This is a genomic window from Acidovorax sp. A79 (assembly GCF_041154505.1).
In the GTDB taxonomy this organism is placed as follows: domain Bacteria; phylum Pseudomonadota; class Gammaproteobacteria; order Burkholderiales; family Burkholderiaceae_C; genus Acidovorax.
On record NZ_AP028672.1, the window covers coordinates 4,190,708 to 4,213,924 of the forward strand.

The 23,217-nt window shown below is 58.7% G+C and carries 15 protein-coding genes; 14 read left to right on the forward strand and 1 reads right to left on the reverse strand.

Translation table 11 applies throughout. The annotated features are described in order from the left end of the window. The first annotated feature begins 73 nt into the window (after positions 1-73). Complete coding sequence (locus tag ACAM51_RS19250; protein WP_369641562.1) at positions 74-1,219, forward strand: hypothetical protein; 1,146 nt, start codon at positions 74-76, stop codon at positions 1,217-1,219. A 201-nt stretch (positions 1,220-1,420) separates the two neighbouring features. Here the strand turns inward: ACAM51_RS19250 and ACAM51_RS19255 are convergent, their stop codons facing one another. After that, positions 1,421-2,059 (reverse strand): hypothetical protein, encoded by a 639-nt coding sequence (locus tag ACAM51_RS19255; RefSeq protein ID WP_369641563.1) that lies wholly within the window; start codon positions 2,057-2,059, stop codon positions 1,421-1,423. A 171-nt stretch (positions 2,060-2,230) separates the two neighbouring features. On the opposite strand from ACAM51_RS19255, the gene ACAM51_RS19260 reads away from it, so the two are divergent. The 13 genes from ACAM51_RS19260 (at position 2,231) to ACAM51_RS19320 (ending at position 23,110) form a co-directional block, all read left to right on the forward strand. Continuing rightward, a complete protein-coding gene (locus ACAM51_RS19260; protein WP_369641564.1) occupies positions 2,231-2,476 on the forward strand; it encodes a hypothetical protein in 246 nt (81 codons plus the stop codon). A gap of 226 nt (positions 2,477-2,702) precedes the next feature. After that, entirely contained in the window at positions 2,703-3,368 is a 666-nt protein-coding gene (locus tag ACAM51_RS19265; RefSeq protein WP_369641565.1) for a Tn7 transposase TnsA N-terminal domain-containing protein, read from the forward strand. Further along, complete coding sequence (locus tag ACAM51_RS19270) at positions 3,328-5,310, forward strand: Mu transposase C-terminal domain-containing protein (protein WP_369641566.1); 1,983 nt, start codon at positions 3,328-3,330, stop codon at positions 5,308-5,310. Before ACAM51_RS19265 ends, ACAM51_RS19270 begins: the two co-directional genes overlap by 41 nt. A 2-nt stretch (positions 5,311-5,312) precedes the next feature. Next, a complete protein-coding gene (locus tag ACAM51_RS19275; protein ID WP_369641567.1) occupies positions 5,313-6,203 on the forward strand; it encodes an ATP-binding protein in 891 nt (296 codons plus the stop codon). Positions 6,204-6,223: 20 nt separating this feature from the next. Beyond that, positions 6,224-7,153, forward strand: a complete 930-nt coding sequence (locus ACAM51_RS19280; RefSeq protein ID WP_369643855.1) for a TniQ family protein — start codon at positions 6,224-6,226, stop codon at positions 7,151-7,153. After that, positions 7,150-8,163 carry a TniQ family protein gene (locus ACAM51_RS19285; RefSeq protein WP_369641568.1) on the forward strand — a complete coding sequence of 338 codons (1,014 nt, stop codon included), beginning with the start codon at positions 7,150-7,152 and terminating at the stop codon, positions 8,161-8,163. Before ACAM51_RS19280 ends, ACAM51_RS19285 begins: the two co-directional genes overlap by 4 nt. 133 nt (positions 8,164-8,296) lie before the next feature. Further along, positions 8,297-8,716 (forward strand): HAD domain-containing protein, encoded by a 420-nt coding sequence (locus tag ACAM51_RS19290; protein WP_369643856.1) that lies wholly within the window; start codon positions 8,297-8,299, stop codon positions 8,714-8,716. A gap of 490 nt (positions 8,717-9,206) precedes the next feature. Further along, positions 9,207-13,208, forward strand: coding sequence for a hypothetical protein (locus tag ACAM51_RS19295; protein ID WP_369641569.1), 4,002 nt, complete (start codon positions 9,207-9,209; stop codon positions 13,206-13,208). Between the two features lie 361 nt (positions 13,209-13,569). Continuing rightward, positions 13,570-15,786, forward strand: coding sequence for a hypothetical protein (locus tag ACAM51_RS19300; RefSeq protein ID WP_369641570.1), 2,217 nt, complete (start codon positions 13,570-13,572; stop codon positions 15,784-15,786). Between the two features lie 230 nt (positions 15,787-16,016). Further along, complete coding sequence (locus ACAM51_RS19305; protein ID WP_369641571.1) at positions 16,017-17,459, forward strand: Wadjet anti-phage system protein JetA family protein; 1,443 nt, start codon at positions 16,017-16,019, stop codon at positions 17,457-17,459. Positions 17,460-17,466: 7 nt separating this feature from the next. Next, the gene (locus ACAM51_RS19310) at positions 17,467-18,156 is read left to right on the forward strand and encodes a DUF4194 domain-containing protein (protein WP_369641572.1); all 690 of its coding nucleotides are present in this window, start codon (positions 17,467-17,469) and stop codon (positions 18,154-18,156) included. Beyond that, positions 18,153-21,857, forward strand: a complete 3,705-nt coding sequence (locus ACAM51_RS19315; protein WP_369641573.1) for an SbcC/MukB-like Walker B domain-containing protein — start codon at positions 18,153-18,155, stop codon at positions 21,855-21,857. Before ACAM51_RS19310 ends, ACAM51_RS19315 begins: the two co-directional genes overlap by 4 nt. Continuing rightward, positions 21,839-23,110, forward strand: coding sequence for a hypothetical protein (locus ACAM51_RS19320; RefSeq protein WP_369641574.1), 1,272 nt, complete (start codon positions 21,839-21,841; stop codon positions 23,108-23,110). The genes ACAM51_RS19315 and ACAM51_RS19320 overlap by 19 nt, the downstream gene beginning before the upstream one ends. Positions 23,111-23,217 lie beyond the last annotated feature (107 nt).

Here is a 23,217-nt window from a genome sequence, read left to right on the forward strand (position 1 = left end):
TGAAGACTTCGGCCCGCGTGTTTGCCTACCACGCGCGTGTTAGATAACATGGCCGTGTTACCACGCCACCGCCATGCCCTCCCCCAAGACATCCCAACGAACTGCACAAGCGCTGCAGCGCGTGGCTGGGCTGTTCGAATCCAAGGGCTGGAAGGTCCAGGCCAGTGAGCCCGGCAGCACGGGGCCGGACCTCGTCGTTCGGCGGCGGGGTAAGCGATACGGGGTGGTACTCAAAGCCACATCCGAGGGGCGAGCCGACCGGGTGATTCCATTGTTGTCCCAAGCCGTTCTTGAGGCTCGGGCATATGCGCTTCAGTCGCGTGGATCCATGCCCATGGCCGTGGTGCACGTGGACCATGCGCCGAGAGCGCTCGTTGCCAGTGTGATGGCTTTTGCGCAGGAGTTTGCTGCGGAGGTTGCCGTGGGCTTCGTCTCTGCGGAAGGGGCGAGTGAGTTTCGGGGGGAAGGGCTGGGAGATCTCAACGTCTCCGCGCCCTTCAGGCCACGACAGGTCAAGGGCACGCTGATTCGCACAGACAACCTGTTTTCTGATCTGAACCAGTGGATGCTGAAGGTTTTGTTGGCGCCAGAGTTGCCAGAAGGGATGCTGAACGCTCCCCGGGGCCGGTACCGCAATGGGGTGGAGCTTGCGCGGGCTGCGCAGGTTTCTGCGATGACCGCCTCCAGGTTCTTGCAGCAGCTGCGGCGCGAGAGATTCCTGCTGGAGTCCGAGGAGTTCCTCACGCTGGTGCTGAGAGAGGAGCTGTTCGAGCGCTGGAGCGCAGTCGCACCCTACGGCACTGCAGATGTGCCTGCACGGTTCTTGGCCAACATTCAAATTGAGGATCGTGTTCGAGAGCTCTTGAACAAAGTCGAAGGCGATGCCTGCCTGGGACTGTTTGCGGCAGCGGATGGGCTGCGCGTGGGACATGTGAGCGGCGTTCCCAGGTACATCAGCGTTCGCCGCATGCCTCGGTTCAATCGGGCGTCTCCGGGAAGCAATCCATGGAATGCCCTCCAGCCGTTTCCGAAGGAAGCGCCGCACGTGTTGCTGCGGGTGGTGAGGTTTCCGGAATCGACGTTTCGTGGAGCAGTGCGGCGGGACGGGGTGATGGTGGCTGACGTGATCCAGGTCTGGCTGGACGTGTTGAATCACCCGACGCGGGGGCAGGAGCAGGCGACGCACATCTTTAGGAAGGTGCTGCAGGCGTTGTGTTGAAACTCGTGAGAGATGACCAGTGTGGTCCTGTGAACTTCGCTTCAACCTCAATACCTGCGCGGAGAGAAGCGTGGTTGAACCAGCGGTTCTGACCGAAAAATGCTGAACTGAACGGAAATCGTTTACTCGATCAACATCGCCCAGGGGGCACGTGACCTATCTTTAAGGACAGGGGTGGTTGATGTCCGCCCGCTGAGGCGACTACCTTGATGCCTCGAAAAGCGCTCGAGCCGCTGGTAGGTGTTCAGCCAACACACCGACCAGGCGCTTGATCAAATGAGGGGGTGGACCTTTTACCTCTGTCCAGAATTGAACCCATTTGACTACGAGCAAGGCACACAGTTCTTCGCTCGGTGTGCCTGAATTGGTCTTGAGCGCAATCACTAGCGCTGTTAGCGCATCAAGCTCTGGACATTTCAGGAAGGTGATCGCGTCACCTGGCGAGACTCCGATCGGAAACCAGAACAACGGCAGGCTGCGGTCCGATGGACGCACGCCCCTGAAAGCCGCGAACATCATCTCTCGCGGTATGGTGCTCGATTTCCATAGATCCACAGACAAATCGGTGAGCGTTTCAAACTCATAGCCCGATTCGATCGCAGGAAAAAGGAGTGAATCGTAAGTTCTGATAACAGCTGGGTATCGCGCTAAAGCCCAGTGCAGAGGACTCCTCTCGATATCGCGGTTGCGTGGAGATCTAACTCCACGGGAGTATTTTCCAAAGTCATCCGGGTCGTCCTCCATTCGTTCGATGCGACCAGGGAAACAATCGGACAGGTATTGACGTTCCAACTTGGCCAGCGAGAGACCACTCTCCCTCTTGAGGGAGAAAAACGTCATTGCGGTTCGCAAGCGCTGAAGCTCTGTCTGATTAGGTCTCCCACGTCGACGCGGCTGCGATGAGTTATTGCAAGTCATAAAACCCGGCGAGAAATTCGATCAGACCTGCATTTTCGCGTCGGCTTCCCAAGTAAGCAATAAGACAGAACAATTGCAGGAGCTGGAGATGCTTTGAAAACAGAAGATATCGCCGCCCAGGAAGAGGTCGGCAGTAACGCTGCGATGGACACACCGCTTACTGAAGAGCAAGCGCGCAGTTCGATCCTGCGTGCGGAATCGAGCATTGCGTCCTGGGCGCGCAAAAACGGGTTCAGCGTGGAACTGACACGAATGGTCCTCGCTGGAAAACGCAAATGTTTGCGTGGTCAGTCACTTCAGATAGCGGTTGCTCTGCGTCTCAAGGTCCTCGCGGAGTAACGTCCAACCAAGCGTAACAAACCACGAAGAAAGGAAAAACACCTCTAGAAAGCAAAAACCGACCACCCATTACGAATGATCGGCGTCGCCGGCAGCACCAGATAGTGCAACCTAAGGTTTCCAGGCCTACAGCGTGAATCTACTCCTGCAGCCGCGATGACGTCAAGCTGCGCGCGCGACTTTTTTGTTGCGTGTGCAGCTCACCAAGTCCCCTGTAGGAGTCACCGTGACGAGAAAAATCCTCACCCGCGCCCCGCACCGAGAAGTCGGCGTCATCAACGCAGCGTGGCTGCTCAATCACCCGGTCGAGCACGAATCACACCTTGAGCGGCGCTTTGTAGTCGCTGCCCTTGCCTGCCCTGTCGTCAAAGACATCATCCACCAACCGCTCACACTTTCGTTGACAGGGGGCGAAAAGCCGGAGCGGTACACCCCTGATTTCAAAGTCGTCTTCAACGACGGCGGCAGTGCCATTGTTGAAGTCAAGCCCGAGGTCTTTCTGCAAAAGCATGACGAGAAACTGAAGCGTGCTGAACGCCTGCTGCGCGCAGATGGGCAGCGCTTTCTCGTCATCACCGACACGCTCATCGACAGCCAGGCGCTCGCTGCCCGCGCGCTTCTGCTGATGAGGTATGGGCGGTTGCGCTTTACAGACGAGGAAGCCATGGAATGCCTGCAGACCATGCGCCGTGTTTGTGATGGAAATTCCTCGGTCAAGACACTGGTTGCCCAGGGCCTCTCCGAGCCACTTGTCTGGAACCTGGTAGCCAGGCACAAGTGCCGCGTCCCCGTGGACTTCACGGTCGATGCCGAGCAAACCGTTTTCGTCGATCCTGTGCAGGGAGACAACCATGATTACTTTAAGTCGTGGTTTGGTATTGAGGCACGGTGATCGGCAGCTTGAGTTTGAGCGTGACCTAGGGGATGGGCGCGTTCAGTTCAAGTACCTGGACACTTTCGAGGTGTGCACATTCAAGACGTACCGTCTTTTGCAGCATATCCACGAGGGGAAGTTCAACCCGACATCCATACCGGCAGCACAGCCTGGCCCACAGCCGTCGGGGCACGCTCTACCCGTCAGTTGGAGCCCAAAGCAGCTGGAGCTCATCGACTTTCGAATGCGATTCGTGCAAGGTGTCTTGAATCTACCTTGCCGTAGCTATTCGCGCGACCAATGCGCAGCGGTTGCTGAGCAGATCTGGGCCAAAATCATGGACGCGGTGCGGCTTGGCGAGGCATCTTCACCTCGCCACAAGCGCCCCTCAGGAGCCACGGTCGAGCTCTGGTTGCGCAAGTACCTTCGTGCCGATCGCAATGCCTACGTGCTTGCTGATCGACGCGGATTCATCGTACGACCCAAGCGCATCTCTGAATTGGTGGACGAGATCGTCAACCAGATTCTGTCCAAAAGCTACTTGTCGCTCCGTGGACCCACCGTCAGAGAGGTGCACGGAGAGATTAAGCGGGCTGTGAATCAGCATAACCGTCAGCATGGAACGGATCTGAAAGCGCCATCGGAGCGAACGCTAGATCGAAGGGTTGCAGATATCCCGCCCTACATTCGCGATTGCAAGCGCATGGGGGTTGCTTACGCAAAAAATCATTGGCGCTACAGCCTTTTCGGAGACATGAGCACGCGCATCATGGAGCGGGTGGAGGTGGACCACACTTTGCTGGATGTGTGGGTCATTGATCCGAGAACAGGTGTTCCCTTGGGGCGACCTTGGATCACGCTTCTGATCGACCGCTATTCAGGCTACCTGCTTGGTCTGTACGTGAGTTTCTATGGCCCATCTGCAGCAACTGTGGCCAGAGCGCTCAAATTTGCGATCCTGCCAAAAGAGGAATTGGTGGAGGCGCTTGACGAGCATCCTTTGCGGTGGACGGCCATGGGCGTGCCCGAGCTAGTGGTGGTTGACAACGGCCTGGAGTTTCACTCACTGCAGTTCAAGCGGATTGGTTGGGAACTGCGCTGCGACATGATCTTCAACCCGGTCCGGCAGCCGTGGTTCAAACCGGCAATCGAGCGTGCAATCAAGGAATCGAATCGGGTACTACCAAGCCACGGTCGTGTGCACACGGTCATTCGCAATGCAATAGCCCCAGATCCCTCCAAGACTTCCGCCATCATCTTCGATGACCTGTGCACATGCCTCATCCAGTGGGCTTCCCAAGCCTACCCTCTGAGCATCAATCCCAAAACACTCTGCAGGTCCTGGGACTTGTGGGAGGAGGATCGTCAGTCCTGCCCACCCGCAATGTTCCCTGAGCAGTTGTCGGGGCTCGACATCCTCTGCGGTCTCAATGCCCATCGGACCGTGGATGGGGACGGTGTGTTCTTCAACTACCTGCGTTTCAACTCTGAGGAGTTGCAAGACTACCGGCGGCTGAAACATGAGAGTTTCCGCACAGAGATCCGGTTCAATCCTGATGATCTCAGCAGCATCTTTGTGAACCTCCCCAAGGCGCAGTCATGGCTGAACGTGCCACTGCAGCGCCCGTTGTTCAATGATGGTTGTGGTTTGTCGCTGGTCCAGCTGGAGATCATTCGCGAGGAGGCCAAAAAGAAGCTGACCCGCGCAAATGCATACGAGGAAATGGAGAAGGCCATCTGGCGCCTTCGCGATAGCTGGGAGCAAGCAGCAACCCGTGGCCTTCGCGTTCGCAAAGACGCCAAACTCATTCGCATGCAGGGACTGACGTCTGTGCCGGTCGCCCCTTCCAGCCCACTCCTCCCCTCTTCTCAGGAGCCCACGATGCTCGTCAGCCCAGCGATGCAACAAGCGTTGCCTAAGGTCATGCCATTTCCGGCTTTTTCTCTGGAGGACGAATGACCATGAATGACGACATGAACAAGTACTCAGGGCCTCGATCTCCGGAGACCCTCAAGGTCGGTGAACAGGTGTTGAACGTGGTGGTGGACCATCAGGTCTTCAGACGCATTCGGGATGCCTGCAGAGACCTGATCCACACCATGCGAACGTTGCGTACTCCCAGCGGGATTCTGATCCTTGCTGAGCCTGGCATGGGAAAGACGCTGTTACTCGACTTGATCAATCGAGAGTTCTCCAAAACGTCGCAGTTGGAAGGTAACTGTCTTCAGGTTGCATTGGACGACGCCGTGGATCAGCGCGGGATCGCGTCAGCGATGGCCCTCGCCCTGGGGTACCCAGCGCTACCCTCGCGCCCAACGCTGGTGGCACTCAACCATATGGTGGGCGTTGGGCTGGAGCGCCGACGCGCTGCCGCCCTCCTGATTGATGAAATGCAGCATGTTTGCGAGGGGCACAAGGACATCACAGCCAGGGCAGCGACCGATTGGTTGAAGGTTCGGATGGACACATTCAACTTTCCGGTCATCGGCGCTGGAACCCGCGTTCTGGAGCGACTGGCGGTCATCAATCCCCAGTTTGTGAGCAGGGCATCAGCCTCCTATGTGATTCACCCTTTCGCCTTTGACGATCAGTGGCGGCAGCTTCTGGCTGCCTTTGCGCAGGCGGTGCAAGCAGTGGACCTCAGTATCGTGAACACCACGGCATGTCGAGCACTTCATGTGGCGACCGGGGGCAACATGCGCATGCTCAAACGTCTGCTGATGTACGCCTGCATGCATGCAGCCACCCAACCTCAAAAGATCGTCACCTTGGAATCGTTATCTAAGGGGTTGCGCGACGCAAAAGGTGATGTGTCTGAGGCGAGTGATCCTTTCCAACGGGGCAAATCATGAGTTTCGCCTCCAACGCTGGCATGGAATCACCAAAAGAAGCATTTCGTTTGTGGGCCGCAAAGCCGCGTTTGGCGGGGGAGAGCAGCGCTTCCTGGATTCAGCGGCTTTGTGGAGACCACCAGTACTCGATTAAGGTGCTTGGACAACTACTGGACTACCGGCCAACACGAGGTGATTGGGATCGTGGTCTGGACGGCGAACCCTGGGAGCGCCTTCTGAGACTAGTCACTGTCCTGGATCGCAGGGACTGGTATGGGGAGATGGGCCTACTCCGGGTAATGCACGAGAGAGGGAAGCGCATATGCCATTTGCGCATGGTGGGCGTCAAGCCTGCGTACAGATGGTGTCCCACATGCTTTGCAGAAGACAAAACGCCCTATCTGCGATGGTACTGGCGCCTGGACAGCATACGTGAATGTTGGGTGCATCAGATCCCGCTGTGTGAGTGGTGTGATGTGTGCGGCGAAGCGTTCTTGGTGCATCGAGCGCGCCTAGTCGGCAAGTCAGCTTCAATGCTTTCCGAGTGTTCGACCTGTGGAGCGAGCCTGACTTCGCCTATGGCGAACGGTGGGAGCTATGACCGCTTGTTGCAGCGCAAACTTAAGACCCTATTTGACCCTTGGTGGTCCGTTGCTGGCACTTGCCGAGTCGACTCGTCACTCGCGGTCATGTACCACTTCTCGGTCCTTGATCGCCATCAGCTTGCGATGGCGCGAGTCGAAGCAAATGTGGTGCGCCGAGACGAGTTGTTGAAGCAAGAAAAGTTTTGGGTGCTAGGCGCAAACTGCTTTCGGGAGGATGCAACGCTCCACGTCGACAAAGACGTCACATTTCGGGCGCCGTGGCAATGGAATCTAGATCCTGGGAGCCGGCTGGCCGTTGCTGCAGCTTTGAGGTCTATACGCATTGAGCGGCGAACCAACAAGAGCAAATTGGAGGTCCCATCATGAGTATGTTGCAGTTGCCAATCGATTGCGATCAGCAACCCCTACCATTTCAGGACGAAATCTGGCCAGGCGAATCAGGGCAAGGTTACTTGCTGAGGCTCGCCGCCCAAAACGGCCTTGGCGGTCTTGCTCGTATCAAGACGATGCTCGGTTGCTCACGCTTTCAGACGTTGTATGCCCAGGACGCACCTCAGCTCGCCCACTGGTTTGGAGCGAGCGTTCAGCGATTGTCATACGCGCTGGAAGCGAACGACGGCAATAAACGCGGTGAAAGCGCTACCTATGTGGGACATAGGCTAGGAAGGAGCTACTTCTTAAATCGATCGCATCCTCGGGTGTGCCCCGACTGCGTTCATGAGCTGGGCTATTGCCGGGCTGCATGGGATTTCACGCTGACCGTGGCATGCGTCCGACATCAGCGCTTGTTGATCGATAGGTGTCCGGCGTGTACCTTGCCGCTGAAATGGACCCGGCCTGATCTCTGTTTGTGTGACTGCGGTTATCCCTGGGAGACGCTTGACTTTCGCTCCTGCGCCACTGATGGCGAACTTCTCATTGCACAGCTCATTGATCTGCGGATGGATGATCAAGAGCCGTTTACGAGAGGGGCGCCAACTTGGGATGGCCCCGCAGGAGATGAGATGGATGCAATCAGACTGCTCGTGAAGGATCTCAGCCTGGACGGACTCTTTCGAACCCTCTTTGCTTTCGCCACCGCTGCAGGCTACGAGGCTGAATTCCCATCGGAGCGACGCGTGCGGGCGGCTATGCCAAAGGCGCAGCAGACCATCGCGATGAGCATTGCTGTTGGCACCAAGCTCACGCGACAAGAGCGCTTCTCACTGACGTCCAGCCCCTCCGTTCTGCTCGACCTGCTGAGAGAAGTGAGCACGGATTTTCGTGCGTCAGCGATAGACATGAGCGTCGCGCAGTCACTCTTCGGAGCATTTCAAAGATGCAAGCTGGCGAGACATCCAAATCACTTTTCGCAGTCGCAACTAGTCTTGTTCTAGTTCGACTTACGTCGGCCAGGCATTTCTGCCGCTTTCTTCAGATCAGTAGCCAGGCGAGAAACGCAGGCGGGCTGCCGAAAAAATCGAACGGGTCATATTCGTTGTGATAACCATTTTTCTTGATTTCGACGGAGTGCTACACCCGGAGTTTTGTCATGAGTCCCATCACTTTGCATGCCTCAAAGTGTTCGAACATGTTCTGCGGGAGTGTCCGAATTGCGATGTGGTGATAACAAGTACTTGGCGCCTCCATGTTCCGATTGATGGTTTGCGCGGTCGCTTCGCACCTGACCTTTCCGAGCGAATTGTCGGTGTCACCGATGAGTTCGCCAGGTTGAAAGAAATTCCTGACTCGTTGGTGAGTTTCCAAAGAGAGGCGGAATGCCACGCGTGGCTACGTGCTCACGATAGAGGGATGTACCCTTGGTTAGCTGTCGATGACCGATCTTGGCTCTACCGTCCGTTCAATCGTTCGCTATTTTTGGTTGACGGAAAGACAGGCCTGACGCGAGAGAATGCGCGAGATTTGATTGAACGATTGCGCAGACTTTAGTGCCGTGCTCTCCTTAGATCATGATCACGATACTGGTTTCAGACTGCGGCAAGATCCAGAGCGGAGCTCCGGATGTCGAAGTAATGATTCTAAAGTGGCTCCGACGACTGGTTTGCAGCGGCTGCAGTCGTTCGACTACCCCTTGTTCCAATCAGCATTCGGCTAGGAGCGGAAGATCGCGTGCGTCGGCTTTCCGCTTACCCAATTGCGTGGTCAGAGACGTCAGCGCCGTTGGATGAACGTCGTTTTCATCTGGACTGCGGAAGTCACCGCCTACGAACCCATACACACACGAAAACGAAAAATTAACTCTGCTTGGTCCAGTGCTTCGTGGCTGTAATCTGACAGCGGAACCAGCATCGGCTTAAGGACCGGAGGGCGCTTGACCTAGACTGGCATAGATAAATGCATGATGAGTGGGGCTTCAGAACGATCCGGATGCCCAAGTTCTCCACACGCATTGAGGTATTACAAATTTGAGGGAGATCCGATGTTCACCAAGGACGAAGCGTTTGGGCTGGTCAAAGCCGCATTCCTTCAAGCCCAGCGCAAAGGTGGCCCAGGTGCCAACTTGATGACGATGGCGGTGCTGAAGAACCGCCTTCTGCAGATCACTGACCGCCGTTTTGACACCAATGACTTTGGGGCGGCCGACATGCGCGCGTTTGTCGCGCTACTCACGCCGATCTTCAAATTGGTGAAGCAAGACGGCAAAGAATACGTCTGCTTGGAGAAATCTGGCGTTGACAACGACGCTCCGAAGGTTGTAACCGCGAAGCAATTTCCCTCGAAGGCGTCGGCCGAGAGCGTGCTGGAAGCGGCTGCGAAACCCAGGGAAGATGTGCCACGACGCGGACGGATTCGGGAGGATCTATGGACCGCACTGATGGACTACACCAGCGGGTATGTCTATGTATGGGACTCCAGCGACGGGCTGGCGCGACCCAAGCGACCTGGTGACCACAACCTTCCCATCGTGCCGACGCTCACCCCGGTCGAACTTGCCGAGTGGCGCCGCACCTTCCTCGAGGAACAACGCGATCACCTGCAAGGCAGCGAGTTGGCCAGTGCTCAGCGCTGGCAGGAACAGGGGCTGGCGACGGCCTACCTGCCTTGGTCGATGCAGCAAGTGTGGAATCGCGAGTTGGCTGCGCGGGTCAAGCAAAGGTCTACAGCCTTTTTTGCTGCAATGACCGAGACGTCAATTGGTAGCTCAGTTGCCACGGCCATCCCGACAGAGACGGAGACAGCCAACGACGCGCTCGCCGACTCCTTGACTGCCGCCAGGAACCGTGGCGATGGATTTACCGTAGGCGAACTACTCGCAAAACAACTCCCCGGTGCGGCGGACGAACAGGTCACGGCTCTATTGGCGTGCGTCATCAGCGCTTGGGCATCGCCACGGGGATTGCATCTTGAGCCGGCTTCTCTCGCGTTGCTCCAAGAAAGCGCTGATTCGTTTTCTGGAGCCAGTTTGGCTGTCGCATTTGTAAACGCCATTCATCGAATCGATGCTACGGACCCCGAGTTGTCGGAAGAAGCACGTGACTTTGCGTTCAAACTGAAGGATGAGATAGCGACCGCGTACGGCGTTCAACGCAATTCACCCGTCGAAATGTGCCGGGCTGCGCTCGTTCGCCTGGAAGAACATTGGGCTGCGGCTGCCGCCTCAGTTATACGGTTCCTTCGAACCACGCCGGCAACTGCAAAAATTGCCTCTATTGATTTGCTCAAGGTCGCGCACCGTCTACAGCCGATGTTGATTCCAGCAGAGAGGGAGTTTCTTAGCGACCTTGATGTTCTTCTCGGCCCCGCCTTCCGAAAAATTTGCGAGGCCCATGAGCGCAACGAAGACACAGACGTGATCCGAAGAGCCCCAGAGCTTCTCGAAAATATCAAGATCCAGAGCCCGACCTCGGGCGACCCTCGTCTCGGAAGCCAAGCTTGGCAAGCTTTCGTGAAGCCCGTCCTCGATCATCTGACCTCGATCATCGAAGACGCCTCTTCCCGTGGTGAAACTGCGCTGGCGCCTATGCTAGCTCTTAGGAATCCCAGCACCAAGGCGGATCTCCGAGCTATTGGCGCCGAGATTTTCCTTTCATTCACACTGCGAAATAACGGTAAGGGCCATGCGCGTGACGTATCCCTGCAACGTGAACCTACCCAAGAACAGATGTTCGATCTCGCCATCGTGGAACCAACGGGACCATTTGACGTGCCCGCCAACGGCGAAAAGTTGGTCCGCATTCGTTTGGTGCTCTCACAGCCACAGACTGAGATCCAAATTCCGATCCAGTGGACATGCGTCACTGGTGCGGAAAAAACCTCTGTTCAGCCAGACCGCCTCCTGATCCTCCAACAAGTCACCGAACCCAACTGGGAATCGATGCTGTCGGAGCCTCCTTATTCCCTCAATCCGATCAAGAATCCAGAGCGACTCCATGGCCGGGATTCTCTGCTTCGGAAGCTGAATCTAGCAGCAATGGCAGGTACGTCAACTTTCGTTTGGGGACAGAAGCGCATCGGCAAGACTTCACTGCTTCAGGTCTTGGCGGCCAAACTTGCAGATCGCGAAGACACCACCTGTATTCTTCTAAGAATGGGTGAACTCGCGTCATTGCATGAGGGTCAACTTGCGCATCGAATTGCGCGACGGCTCGTGCAGAAGGCTTCGAGTGCCATACAGGTACCCGCGGAATCCGAGTTTGGTGCAGGGATTAACCTGTTAGTACCGTTCGTAGAGCAACTGTCGGCAACGCACCCCAAGCAAAAGTTCGTGGTCATCATTGACGAATTCGACGATCTGGACGCTGCGTTTTACACGGGCGAGCGAGGCCGCCAATTCATAAAGGGTCTGAGATCCGCTTCGGAGGCCGGGCTGACGTTTTTCTTCATCGGTAGCGAGCGAATGGACGCGATCTTCAGCAGACATCAAGCTGACCTCAACAAATGGACAAATGTCCGCCTCGACCGGATCGACAGCGCGGCGGACTGCCGAAGCCTAATTGAAGCGCCCGTCGGAGGCGCGATCGAGTTCGATCCTGAAGCCATCGAGTTCATAACAGGCTACACCTCTGGGAACCCTTTCTTCATCAACAACTTCTGCTATCAGATCTTCGATCGTTGCCTTCAGGAGCATAGGACGTTCGTGGACGCGAATGACACATCTGCGATCCGGCAACAACTGCTGCGCTCGCTGGGTGCGACCAACTTTTCTCACTTCTGGGAGGACAACCCAGTGCTCGACGCAGCAGAAAAGCGCCGAGACGCGGCGGAGAACTGCATCGCTCTCTCTTGCATCTCTGCTCTCGGCGGTCGCTATGAAGGGATCGACGAACTCCTGGAGGCTCAAGAGAGCCTTCCAATCGACGCTCAGGACCGCGCGCAGGGATCGGTATTGCGGCGCGCTTGCGCACGCATGCTGCAGCGCGGCGTTCTCGAGCAGCGAAAGGACGGTGAAGGATTCGTCGTGGCCTTACAGATCTTCCGAGAGTGGCTTGGGGAGAACTCTCGAGCTCAGCTACTTCCCATCTGGTGCAATCTCGTCGAAGCTGAACGTGCGACCCGAACCAGCGAAGATAAACTGCCGGCGCCTGTGGATACCGCTGACACCGCGTTTCCGATCAGTGACGACGACATGCTCGTCGTGGCGCAGCGCCTAATCTACTGCGGTAGACAGAAAGACGTCGCTGAAATCAAGAGCTGGCTCCGGCAGTTCGATGACGACAGCCGGATCGAAATTGCATTCCTCCTCCTTCAAAGGATGGCTGATAAGGGCTTTATTAACGAAGGCATGCGCGGCGTTCAATTGGAGAAGGTCGAGCAAATGATCCTGGCCAGACGCAACGGTGTTGGCCATGGAATCTGGAAGATCGTGAAGGGCCGCCGGGACAACTTGGCCATCGGGTACCTTGATGCCGAGCATAAAAGTGGCGCGACGATGGCGCGGGAATTGAAAAGCCGAGTCCTTCCAGGCAAGTGCGTTCCAGCAGCGGAACTCGGTCAGTGGATGCGAACGCATCTCGACGCTGACGCAATGGTGGCCATCGTCGACGATTTTTCGGGTACCGGGGAGACGATGCTCAAGGGGTTAAGAAAGTTCAAGACGGCGGTTGGTGCGGAGACTTGGGGACGGTACGTAGAGGAGAGTCGAATAGCTGTCTTTATTATGTTTGCTTTCCCCGAGGCGCTCGAAGCCATACGCGGTGAATTCCCCGACGTCGAAGTTCACTCTGCCACTGTGTTCGGGGACGAACTTCGCTCCTGCAGTGATCAGGCCAGCATCTTTTCGACCGAAGACGAGCGCGTGTTCGCTCAGGAGGTAGTGCAGCAAATCGGTCGAGAGTTGGTTCCGGGTACCCCGTTAGGACACGGCGCGATGGGCGCGCTCGTAATCTTCCACAATACCGCGCCCAATAACACCCTTCCAATTTTCTGGAGCGGTGGATCAGTACAGGAGCGCCCGTGGAAGCCGCTGTTTCCCCGACCTTGATCAAGTGCCGCATTTGCACGAACTGCCGGCCGGGTCATAGGAGCTGTGGAGTAGCGATAGTTAACGACCGCGCGATCCTGATCTGACCGTCGGGTTTAAGTCTGGCTGTTTCGAAACTCAACTGACTCCTTTGGGCCTGTGGCCGCGGGCCGATGAGCGGCGCTCAGAAGTCCGCAACCAGCCTGTAGCTGTCGCCTGCACCCTTGACCCCCTAGGCTACGCAAAATACCCGGTAGCGCAAGACTCCAGGTGCAGTGGAGCCTCAACTTGGACAAGGGAGGCTGGCAGCGTCCCACCGTCACGTTGTTTAACCGCTAGGCGATCCATGCCTTTCGGCTTGAGTTCTCGGTAGCATGCGGTGATGAACGAGCACTACTACGACACATTGGTCTCAGCAGCTCGCGAAAAAGGCATGACGATCTCAGCCGCAGCGGACGAAGCGGCGATGGCATTTCTAGACGGAAAACCGGCGGGTCAAGGTAAGCACAAGTGGAGTGGCGGAGATCGACAAACAGCCTTCTGGAACTCGGAGTTTCTGAAGGACCTACCCGCAGATGTGTGGCGCCAAGAGACCCTTGGCTTGGCCTTAACGCGTTACCTTGGCCAGGACCGGTTGGCATGCCCTGAGATCGTGGCGCAGATAGCCACAATCGCTCCCGACGTGCTTGTTTGGGCTACCCGCCACTCTGGCCTTGTGATGCGACAGGATTCTCCGCGTTGGTTGGAGATCAGCGCACTGAATACAAATCAGCACCAAGCGCTCATCGAACTAAAGCGCGTGTTTCGCATATTCCGGGAAGCCCATCAAGTGCGGCAAGAGGAAGTGGAGCGTCTTCGCAAGCCATTGTCCGAGCTCGCTCCTCTGGATTTGCTGGTTTATGCCAGCCTTTTCGCCTTTGAGCACCAAATACCAGACTTGGTCTATGGTCGGTCCCAACCGGAGATGCCCGATGCTCAGGAAGCGTGGGATGCCATCGACGACATATTGGCCTGGAAACTTTCCAACTGCGATCCGTCCGATGTGCAGTTGACTGAAATGTCTATCGCCTCGTCAATGAGGCAGCATCTGATCCCATTTCTATTCCCGTCTGGGGAGAGGCCGCGACACGATTGCTATCAGGCATTTCTCGAATTGTTGGGCGCGCAGGTCGAACTGAACGCTTTCGAAGATAGATCTGCAGACGCCTTCAGTTACGACGACTCCATTCGATTTGAGCGAAATGGAGATCGCCTTGAGATCGTCGAGGCGGATGCCGATGCCAGAACTGCATGGCGTCGAGATGGCAAGAAGTTCGACCTTTTGCACCAGTACTGGTTGTATCGGGGAATGGATGCCGTCATGGCCGATCCTGACCTGCTAGGCCGCGTAAGTCCTGCGCACCTTGAGGCCAATCTTCAGGCCCTGGCCAAGGCGAAAGGCACATGGCTTCGTTTGCAAGAGGTCTATGGCATGGCCGAGCAGGTGCGAACAGACGCGGGCTCATCTGCAGCGCCCTTTCATGTGCTGATGGCGACCGAGCTGATGACGGCCTTTTTCATTGAAGACTACCTCAGGCCCTATCAGCAGTACCTATCCGAGACAGGAAATTCTTTTCTCGCTTTGGGTCGGTTGGCATTTGGCGGCTTGCTTCAGCCCGACATGCAAAACCGCTTTCCGCTCACCTGGTCGGATCGAGCGGCCAAAGTTGATCGCATTAAGCCTTGGACGGCTACGGCAGAGCATCCAAGTGGCTCCGCACGATCTGCAGAGGCAATCCTGGACTTCATGACATGTGACTGGGCTGCGATGGCGAAGCAGTTGCGCGACGGTGATGCAACGTTGCGTTCCCGCTGGCAAGAGCGTCCCTTGTTCAAAATGGGGCGACTCTCTCTCCAACTGCCATGGATGATGGCTGTACAGAACAACGCTGCGGCAGTCATCAATAACCTTCGCCGGTTGGGCGCCCGAAGAAATGAAGCCAAGGAAGAGACCCGTCGAATTGAAGAACGGCTCGGAGCGCTTTTCAGAGAGCGTGGATTCCACGTGGTTGTCGGATACGAGATCCCCGTACTGGGTACAGAGGATGCCAACGCAGGGGAAATCGATCTGATTTGTGCCCGAGACGGGCATGTGTTCGTCTTGGAGCTCAAATCAACCTACCAACGCCGCTCAGTGAAGGAGGCGTGGGCACATCGAACTTCTACGCTTCGAAAGGCAGGTCTGCAGTTGAGCAGGAAGGTCCCCGCTGTCCAGCGTGCGCTTGGACGGGACATGGAATTGACGGCTGCGCTCGGTCTTGTGAACTGCAGGACTGCGGTCACGGCCTGGATCGTTGATACCTCGATCGAATGGGATCACCAACTGTTCCAAGGTTTCCTCAAGGTCTCTCTGGAAGAGGTGCTGATTGCACTGCGAGACGACAGGCGGCTTCTAAATGACCCGCATGGCCTGTTTGGTGGACAGGCCGTTCCTGATCAGGGTGCGGAGGAATATGCGGAACCAGACAAAGACGACACCCTGTATCCGGACGGGTTCTCTGCCGGGAGGTTTGTTGAGGTGATTGAAACGGCTGCTGTGTGGGCGGGCCTTTGTTGGTAGGGGGTGTAGTGCGTGCTTTTTTTGGGGGGGGGCGTTACTTTTGGAGCAGTAAATTTGAACAACCGATCGAAATTAGAGGGTCGTCAGTTCTTTTGCTCCCGCAATGGAAGTAGTACGCCCTGCGCTAAACTGGACTCTATAAATCGTGGGGGGTTCGGTGCGGGTTTGTTCAAGATTTCTGCGTCGGCATCAAGAAAGCGTGTCTGGAGGGGGAGCGCCTTGGAGGATGAATGCAATTCTTCATCCCCCCGCGTGAGCATTTCTTTCGTCCGTTGACGCATGACAATCGCGAGTTGTGCGCATTGGTGCTTCGGAAACTCCACGAGCGAGTGCATGGAGCCAACGCCGACTATGCCGAAGTACTTAACCGCGAGTTGGTACTCGAAGTAATTCTTCTTGCGTTAGCAGACCCTGCGCTGCGGACCATGGCCTTTGAGAATGAGCGGGTAATTGGCGCCGAGGAAGAGCGTAGTTACGCCAGTGATCTTTTGCGCAAGCTTAAAGAGCATGGATGGCTTGAAGACTACCGTGACCCTATCGACCTACGGCCCACCCTCAAGCTCAGTCGCGCAGGCAAGGCCTTCAGCGAAACCTTCGCCGACCTAGACGACTCGCGCGCCAAGACCCGCCAGCGCAACATGCGCTCGGCTCGCAAGGCATTGGCTGCCTTCATCGCCACCCGGGATGCCGATGAACTGCTGGACGCCCACGAGTTCGCCAGCCGCGTGGTGCAGGACCTGCAGGACGATATTGAGTACTTCCGCCACTTGATCCAGAGCCTGACGCGCGAGGCCCTGGCGCAGAAGGTCGCCTGGAACGAGTTCAATGATTTCATCGAGAAGCGCTTCGCGCGCGAGTACGCCGTGCGCCTGGTGGCCGACTCGGCAGAACGCCATCGCGGCCAGATCAACGAAGCATTGGAATATGTGCGCGCACTCGACGGCGAGCAACGCGTCGGCGTAGATGCCCACCTGCTGCAGCGTGCACCTTGGCTGGAACAGACGGCGCAGGGCCGCAGCCCGATGCTGTGGCTCGCTGACCGCATCGAGAGTATGGTCGATGCTGCCTGCGGCCTGAAGCTGCCCATGCTGCGCTCGGAGATGAACAACTACGTGCGTCGATTCACCAGCCTGCTGCGGCAGGCGCTGTCCCTGGACTATGGTGCCGAGTCCCCACTGGGCCGCACCATGGCCTGGCTGAAGGAGCGGCCAGAGCCCGCCCGTGAAGGGCTGCTCGATGTTTTGGCCCGGCGCCTGGCCACTGCCGAGATCCGTCTTCCCGGCGGCGTGCTGCGTTGGACAGTACGTGATCGTGAATCAGAGGCCGCAGCGCAGGCACCGCTGGTCGTGGACGAAGCCAGCCGCCTGAATGCGCTGCTGCGCAGAGCTGAAGCCGAGGCTTTCGCCTTCAGCGATCAGCAGGTGCTGCAAGGCCTCTTGCCTCACCTACAGGGTGGCCCCATCACGCTGGCGGCATTGCCAGTCGACACCGCCGAGGACGCAGTGCGCGTGCTGCATGCGGTGGGCGCGGCGCGTTCCGCCGAAGGGCGTCGCCTGATACAGGCCCGCAAGATGGCAGGACAGGTGAGCACGACTTACTTCCAAGCCGACGATTACGAGTTGCGCGTCGAACCGCAAGATGGGATGGACGTGACATCCAGCAGGAGGCACTGAACACACCATGCTGCAATCTCTGGCTCAGTACATCGAACAGAGGCTGGCGACCGAAGGCGCCGCCAACGTCAAGCCCGCACGCTTCGCCGAATTGGCCGGGCGGCTGCTGGCCAGCGGTGTGGTGTGGCGCGAGCATTCCCGCCCCGAGGCCGCACTGTACGACGACGCCATCCAATGCGAGCAGTTGCTGCGCGAATGGTTCGCCTGCATCGGCTTCGTGCTGGCCCACGACAGCGATGCCCGCCTGCTGCGGCTGTATCCACCCGGCGAAGGCGGGGGGGACGACGAGGAAGACGGGGTGCGCCGCCTGCGCGCTAGACTGTCGCGTGATTTCGTGGCTGCCGTGATCGCCCTGCGTTTTCTCTACACCGAGGCGCTCACCGGGCGTCGCTCACTGGTGGACGAACGCCTGGCCATTAGCTTGGAAGAGCTTTCACAAGCGGTGGTCTCGCTGTTGGCGCACAAGCTACCCAATGCGGCTAGCGAGCGCATGGTTCTGTTGCGCGAACTGCGTAAACACCGTGTGTTGCATTTCGTCGAGGGCGACGATGCCGGCGACATGCAGATGGGTCTGGCCGTGCTGCGGCCAGTGATGAGCTTCGTCAGCGACGAGGCCCTGGAAGAGGCATTGCGGATTATGGGCCGCCAGACTCCCCCTGCGCCTGCCATCAAATCAGCCACCGAGGACAGTGCATGAAGATCGCCAAGCTGTTTACCTGGCATTGGGGTTCGCTGGAAGACCGTGAATGGCCCTTCGCTGACGCCGTTCTGTTGACGGGCGAATCGGGTTCGGGCAAGTCCACGCTGCTCGATGCCATCCAGACCGTGCTGACGGCCGCGCACCAGCACGTGGTGCAGTTCAACATTGGCCAGGACGAATCCACGCAGAGTCGGCGTGGCGGCAAAGAGCCCCGCACATTGGCCGCCTACGCCCTCGGGCAGCAGGCCGACGGTGTGTTCCTTCGCACCCGCTCGACCAGCTACGCCGGTATCGTTTTCGAAGCTTCCGAACAGGCAGGCGAGCAGGCAGAGCCTTTCACGGCATTGGTGGGCGTGGAGGCTTTCGAGGACGGCCGGCGCGCTGTCCTCCAGGGCACCCCCCAGTTCTTCATCGTGCGTCGGGCGCTGTCGCTGGACCATCTGACACGCCGGGCAGGCGAGGTCCTCACTGCGTCACCATTGCCACTGAAGGAACTGTATGTGCAACTTCAGCACCGTATGCAGGCCCATACCGACAAAGCCGCTGCTGTGGTGCAGCGGTTCCCCGACAAGGGCGGCTATCTGCAGCATCTCTATGGCGCGTTGATGGGCAAGACGGCGGTCGGCGAACACGATGCCACGCGCGCGGCCAAGTCGCTCGTCAAGGCCATGGCCTACAAGGAACTTGGCAACGTCAACGACTTGGTGCGCGACGAGATCCTGGAACCGCACGATTTCAGCAAAGACCTCGACAAGATGCGTGAGCTGATGCGCTCCATCGCCAGCCTCAAGCTGGAGGCTGAGCGCCTGGCGTTGAATCTGGAGAGGCTCGATGCCGCCCAGGCCAGTGCGGACCAGGTCATTGATGAGGCACGACGATTCGTCACCACCACCATCGCCCATGCTCTGCGCACGCGCAGCGAGACACAGGATGAACTGACCTCGGTGCAGCGCCAGATCGCTACGCAGGACAAGAAACAGGCACAGTTGCAAGAGAAGCTGGCCTCGCTCGAAGCGCAGGAGACCCAGTTGCGCGAACAATTGCGCGGGGTGGACAAGCGCCTGGACGACAGCGACGTGGCACGCGAGAAGCAGGCGCTGGAAAATCAGATTCGACTGCAGGCCGACCAGTTCCGCCTGCACTGGAGCCATGTGCAGGAGGCCGCGCGCGGCATCGGCGGCATGGCCGCGCAGCTCGAGCAACTGCTGATGCTGGACCTGTCGGCCGTCCCGGAACTGGCTGCTGCGGTACAAACCTTGCGCCCCGCCGCGCAGCAAGTTCTCAAACCCTGGCCGGCCATGGCCCAAGCCTATGCGCGCGATGCGATGCTGGACGTGGTGCTGCCCGCCTTCGAGCTGGAAGCCTTTGACACGCAACTGGCCAGCCTGCGCCAGGGCCTCCACGACGGCGAGGCCTCGGTGCAAGGCGCGGTGCTGCAGGCCTTGACCGACGTGGGCTTGCAGCTGAATCAGTTGAAGGACGACACCGAACAGCGCGATGCCGAACTGCGCCGCTTGCAGTCTGGCCGAGCTCAAGGCCCGAAGGATGCCCATGATGCGGTGGCACTAATCGAGCGCGAGCTTCCTTCAGCCCGCCCCCACCTGCTCGCGCAACTGGTGGAGCCGCGCCCTGGCACCCGCTGGCAAAACGCCATCGAAGGCTATATGGGCGGTGACCGCTTCGCCATCATCGTCGAGGCGGGCATGGAGGCGCGGTGTGCACGGCTGATCAAACAGCACTATCGCGTGCGCTCGCCCAAGGTCGTGCAGGGCCGCAAGGCGATGGAGGACACCGAAGGCCGCCAGTTGGAGGCCCGGGCCGTGCTGCACGAACTGATCTGCCAGCACCCTGTGGGTCATGCTTTCTTGATGGCGCAGTACGGCCGCGTGCGCAAGGTGGACACCGAAGAAGAGTTGGCGCGCACCCCACAGGGGCTGATGGAGGAAGGTCTGGGCAGCCGGGGCTACGGGATGTTCTCCTGCCGCGCACCCGATGGCGAGCTGGCTTTTGGGGAAGGCGCGCGCCAGCGGCGCCGGCAATGGTGTGAGGACGAACTCAAACGCCTGGCAAAAGAGACGCGTGCACTGCAAGCGCTGCGCCAGTCGCTGCTCGCGATCACCCGCATGTTCAACGGCCCCGTGTTCACGCCGCTTACGCCCTTGCTGCTTGCGGTGCTGGAAAGCCAGTCCCAGCATGCGCATGCCGAACAAGCGTTCAAGGCGCTGGACCTGTCGGCCATCGACGAATTGCTGGCCGAGCAGAAAGGTCTGAAGACTCGCATCAGCAACGTCACAGGGCAGCGCGACGAAGAGCTGAAGCAAGTCGGTGCCACAGACAAGGAACTGGTGGAACTGCGCCGCCGCGAGAAAAACCTGGCGGAACGCCTACCGGATCTCGACATCGCCTGCACGAACACCACGGTCTGGGCCTTGCGCTTCGCGGGTGCCGTGCCCACCCTGGCTACCGAGCCTCAATTGCTGGACGAAGCCCAGACACTGGCGGCCGAGCCAGAAACCAGTCTGGACGCGCTGCGCCATCGCGTGCAGAGCCTGCGCGAAGGCCTGCCTCGCACACTGCGCGAACTGGCCCAGGCCGTGGGCACCTATCTGTCCGGCGCGCGCGACGACAGCGAGCGCTTTGCCTGGACCGATCCACCGCGCAGCGTGGACCGGCTGGAAGAGCTGCTGCCCCTGGTCGAACGCACCCGCACCTCCATTGCTGAGCAGGCCCAGCGCCAGCGCGCCATCGGGCTAGCGGACAACGCGCGTGCCCTGCGCGAGGCCGAAGGTCAGTTCAACCATGTCTTCACCAGCAGTTTCTGCTTCAAGGTGCGCGACGATGTCAAGCAGGGTGCGCTGACACTACAGCGGCTCAACCGCCACCTGCAAGACATCCGCTTCGGCAGCGACACCTTCAGGTTGGAATGGGACTGGGTGCCGCGTATGCAGAAAGTCCAGGATCTCTTCGAGGCGGTGGAAAGCGCGGTTGAGGGGCTGGAGCATGACCGCGGCTCCATCTTCACCTCCCCGCGACTCACCGATGAGCAGCGCGCTACTGCGGAAGAGATTCGTCGCCTGCTGCTGGCCAATGACCAGGGTGCCAGCGAACGCGCGTTGCGCGAATTGGCCGACTACCGCAACTACCGGCGCTACGACATCCTGCGCACCAGCCCGGTGGGTACCACGCGGCTGTCCACCTGGGGCACAGGCTCGGGCGGCGAGCTGGAAACGCCGTTCTACGTGGTGCGCTCGGCCGTGCTGGCCCATGCGCTCGGGCACTTCGGCCGCGACCGCCGCGAGGCACCCGCCTTGCGGCTGATGCTCAGCGACGAGGCGTTCTCCAAGATGGACGAAACGCGTTCGCGCAACGTGCTGCAGTTCCTGTCGCAGACACTGGGGCTGCAACTCATCGTGGCCATGCCCACGTCCAAATCGGGCGCGGTTAAACCCGAGTTCGACAAGGAGTTCACTTTCTCCAAGGTGATGGCTCGTCGCGATGGTCAGGAACTGTTTATCAGCGAAGCGCAGGAGAAAACGCTCAACCGCCCGGCCCTGGCCCGGCTGTGGGGTGCCCACGCCGAGAGAGCCCGCGAGGCCGCACGTGCCCAATGGAATGCGCAACAGGGCCAAGAACAGATCCCGGATCCAACGGCCGAAGATGCCCGCGCGAGCCTGGATGAATGCAGGCCCTCGCCCTGATCATGGACACGCCCGAATCATCCTCGCTGCCCGATCCGCCTTCGCCGCATCCCTTCCTGCTGCGCTTGGCCCGGTTGTTGCTCGCCAAGGCTGAGCGCAGCACGGCCCAGGGGCCGGTTCGCCTGCCGCTAGACCGCAAAGCTGCGCCAGATTTGCACGATGCGGTGGATGCCGACCAGATCCAGTTGCTGCGCATGCAACTCGATGACCTGTGTGCCACGGGCTGGGTCGCCTTGCTGCTGGAAGCGCCTCGCGCATTCGCCAGCTTCAGCGACCGCAAGCCCCGGCTGGAGCTGTGCGATTTCGACGCCCTGGCGGCGTGGGCCGGATACACCCCAAAGGCCCAACGCTGGCGCCAGCAGTGGCGCGCGCACTTGGCCGCACACTGGGCGGCGAATCCGCTGGAGGCACCTGCGGATCCGGCCGCCGTGCTGGACCACCTGGCCCGTAGCCCATTGGTCCCTGTAGAAGGACTACCTGTAGAAGAGGCCACCCGCAGCCTCGCCACCTTGACCAACTTGTGCTGGTCAGGCCGAACTATGGCCCTCCGTGAGGCCTCAGCGCGCGTCTTTCAAGGCCGCTCCAAGGTGTTGGACCATCGAGAGGAACTACTGAAACTATTGGGTGCGACGTCAGGCCAATTCTTCGAGGCGCCGATCCAGTTGCTGCTGGCGCCGCCCAGTCCAGGGCTTGCGTGCGGCGATGGACGTTTCCCAGCTTTCGAGGATGTGCTGTTTATTGAGAACTTGGTCACTTTTGAGAACATGGCCGACGCACGCGCTTCCGCCTGGGCGAGAAGTCTGTTGGTTTATGCGGCAGGTTTTAGGGGTAGCGCGCGAAGGCTACGTTCACGCATTGGCTGCCGTCTGTATTTGCGAGATCCTGCATGTAGGGAGATGCTGCCAGCAATCTGCTCTTGGTTGTTTGACCTCCCGGGGGACTGTCGAGAGAACTCGCAGACAGTGCCGGTGTATTTTTTTGGCGACCTAGATCATTCCGGTATGCAGATACTTGCCAGCCTTCGAGGGGGGTTTCCCCAGGCTAGTGCTTGGCGCCCCGGATATGCCCAATTGGCTGGACTGCTGGCCAGCGGCCAGGGGCACTTGCCCGAAATGGCGGCTAAGGCTCAGCAAGCGGACCCCGAATGCACTGGATGCTCGTATGCGGACGGAGACCTACTTCCGCTATTGCGAAGACTAGGGCGCTTTGTCGACCAAGAGGCTTTCGATTGCGCTGAAGACCTGGGCAGTTGAAGGATAAATTTGAAACACCCAGTGAGTCTTGAGTGAGGTGAGCCGGGTGGCCTGGCGTGACACTCTTGGCTAGGTATTTCACTAAAGTAAAGCGGCGCTAAATCCTC